This is a genomic window from Pseudomonas sp. SDO5591_S426, from assembly GCF_054070755.1.
Map to the genome: position 1 here is coordinate 1 of NZ_JBSVXD010000342.1, position 3,184 is coordinate 3,184.

Consider the following 3,184-nt stretch of genomic DNA (forward strand, 5'->3'; position numbering starts at 1 on the left):
GGTTTGCGCCCGCCAATAATCCTGTGGGAGCTGGCTTGCCAGCGATGGGGCATTAAAAGTCAACAAACAACTGCAAGCCAAGCCTCAAATCTGCATTCAAAGAAGCTCTAAGCCTCTCTCGTCCCCCTCAAGCCTGTCACCGGTCAACTAACTACTCTCCATGCGCATCTAGGGGATAGGTGCGTGGCGGCTCTTGTGATAACATCCGGCGGTTTCCAAGGTTGCCCCGCGGGGTGGCCTTCACTGCGCAGATCCATGGCATAACTCGTTGATTTGTCGTAAGTCGGTGCATGGCACTCAGCCTGTATCGGCGAGCTTCGTTGGTCCCATATGGATGTGACGAAGTTTCACCAGAAAAAGGAATCAGGCTTCTCATGGGCGAACTGGCCAAAGAAATCCTCCCGGTCAATATCGAAGACGAGCTGAAGCAGTCCTACCTCGACTACGCGATGAGCGTAATTGTCGGGCGGGCACTGCCGGATGCGCGCGATGGCTTGAAGCCCGTGCACCGGCGTGTGCTGTTCGCGATGAGCGAGCTGGGCAACGACTTCAACAAGCCGTACAAGAAATCTGCCCGTGTTGTCGGTGACGTGATCGGTAAGTATCACCCGCACGGTGATACCGCGGTGTACGACACCATCGTTCGGATGGCGCAGCCATTCTCCCTGCGCTACCTGCTGGTAGACGGTCAGGGCAACTTCGGTTCGGTGGACGGCGACAACGCCGCGGCCATGCGATACACCGAAGTGCGCATGACCAAGCTGGCGCACGAGCTGCTGGCTGACCTGCACAAAGAAACCGTGGACTGGGTGCCGAACTACGACGGCACCGAAATGATCCCTGCGGTCATGCCGACCCGTATTCCCAACCTGTTGGTCAACGGCTCCAGCGGTATCGCCGTGGGCATGGCGACCAACATTCCGCCGCACAACCTCGGTGAAGTCATCGACGGTTGCCTGGCGCTCATCGACAACCCTGAGCTGACCGTCGACGAGCTGATGCAATACATCCCCGGTCCGGACTTCCCGACCGCCGCGATCATCAACGGTCGTGCCGGCATCATCGAAGCCTACCGCACCGGTCGCGGCCGCATTTACATGCGTGCCCGCTCGATGATCGAAGACATCGACAAGGTCGGTGGCCGTCAGCAGATCGTCATCACCGAACTCCCATACCAGCTGAACAAGGCGCGTCTGATCGAGAAGATCGCCGAGCTGGTTAAAGAGAAGAAACTCGAAGGCATCACCGAACTGCGCGACGAGTCCGACAAGGACGGTATGCGCGTCGTGATCGAACTGCGTCGCGGCGAAGTGCCTGAGGTGATCCTCAACAACCTCTACGCCCAGACCCAGTTGCAAGCGGTATTCGGTATCAACATCGTTGCGCTGATCGATGGCCGTCCGCGGATCCTGAACCTCAAGGACCTGCTGGAAGCCTTCGTTCGTCACCGTCGCGAAGTCGTTACCCGCCGTACCGTGTTCGAACTGCGCAAGGCGCGCGAGCGTGGTCACATTCTCGAAGGTCAAGCGGTTGCCCTGTCGAACATCGACCCGGTCATCGCCCTGATCAAGGCCTCGCCAACGCCATCGGAAGCCAAGGAAGCGCTGATCAGCACGCCTTGGGAATCCTCGGCGGTGGTGGCGATGGTTGAACGTGCCGGTGCCGATTCGTGCCGTCCGGAGAACCTCGATCCGCAATACGGCCTGCGCGAAGGCAAGTACTTCCTGTCGCCGGAACAGGCGCAAGCCATTCTGGAACTGCGTCTGCACCGCCTGACCGGTCTGGAACACGAAAAGCTGCTGGCCGAGTATCAAGAGATCCTCAACCAGATCGGCGAACTGATCCGCATCCTCAACAGCGCCACGCGCCTGATGGAAGTGATCCGCGAAGAACTGGAAGTGATCCGCGCCGAGTACGGCGACGTGCGTCGCACCGAGATCCTCGATGCCCGTCTCGACCTGACCCTGGGTGACATGATACCGGAAGAAGAGCGTGTCGTGACCATTTCCCACGGTGGCTACGCCAAGACCCAGCCATTGGCTGCGTACCAGGCACAGCGTCGTGGCGGTAAAGGCAAATCGGCGACCGGCGTCAAGGATGAGGACTACATCGCTCACCTGCTGGTTGCCAACAGCCACACCACGCTGCTGCTGTTCTCCAGCAAGGGCAAGGTGTACTGGCTGAAAACCTACGAAATTCCAGAAGCATCCCGCGCCGCCCGTGGTCGTCCGCTGGTCAACCTGCTGCCGCTGGATGACGGTGAATACATCACCACCATGCTGCCGGTCGAGGAATACACCGAAGGTCACTACATCTTCATGGCGACCGCCAACGGCACCGTGAAGAAGACCCCGCTGGAATCCTTCAGCCGTCAACGCAGCGTCGGCCTGATCGCGCTGGAGCTGGACGAAGGCGACGTATTGATCAGCGCGGCCATCACCGATGGCGAGCGTGAAGTCATGCTGTTCTCCGACGGCGGCAAGGTGACTCGCTTCAAGGAATCCGACGTTCGCGCCATGGGCCGTACCGCTCGCGGTGTGCGCGGCATGCGTCTGCCAGAAGGGCAGAAGCTGATTTCCATGCTGATCCCGGAAGAAGGCAGTGAGATCCTCACCGCTTCGGCGCGTGGCTACGGCAAGCGTACGGCGATCACCGAGTTCCCTGAGTACAAGCGTGGCGGCCAAGGCGTTATCGCCATGGTCAGCAACGAGCGCAACGGCCGTCTGGTCGGCGCGGTGCAGGTACTCGACGGCGAGGAAATCATGCTGATTTCCGACCAGGGCACGCTGGTGCGTACCCGTGTCGACGAAGTCTCCAGCCTCGGCCGTAATACCCAGGGCGTGACCCTGATCAAACTGGCCAAGGATGAAACCCTGGTCGGCCTTGAGCGGGTTCAGGAACCGTCGGAAGTCGAGGGCGAAGAGCTCGAAGGTGCAGAGCTTGAAGGTGAAGAGGGTGCGGAATTCGAGGGGCATGTGATCGATGATGCCGCCGAAGACCAGCAACTCGACGCTGCCGCTGACGAAGAGCCACAGGAATAATCGGGTAAATGGGGGGCGGATGAAAATTCGCCCCTTCTTGTTTCTCCTGTTTGAATGTAGGAACTGTAGGAGCTGACGAGTGAAACGAGGCTGCGATCTTTTGATCTTGCTCTTGCGTTACGGGGCGGCACGCAAAGATCGCA

General features: G+C 59.5%; 1 protein-coding gene. It reads left to right on the forward strand.

Annotation, left to right across the window (positions count from 1 at the left end; translation table 11 throughout):
* Positions 1–374: 374 nt before the first annotated feature.
* Entirely contained in the window at positions 375–3,041 is a 2,667-nt protein-coding gene (gene gyrA, locus ACW9JC_RS29610) for a DNA gyrase subunit A (RefSeq protein ID WP_338585381.1), read from the forward strand.
* Positions 3,042–3,184: the final 143 nt, after the last annotated feature.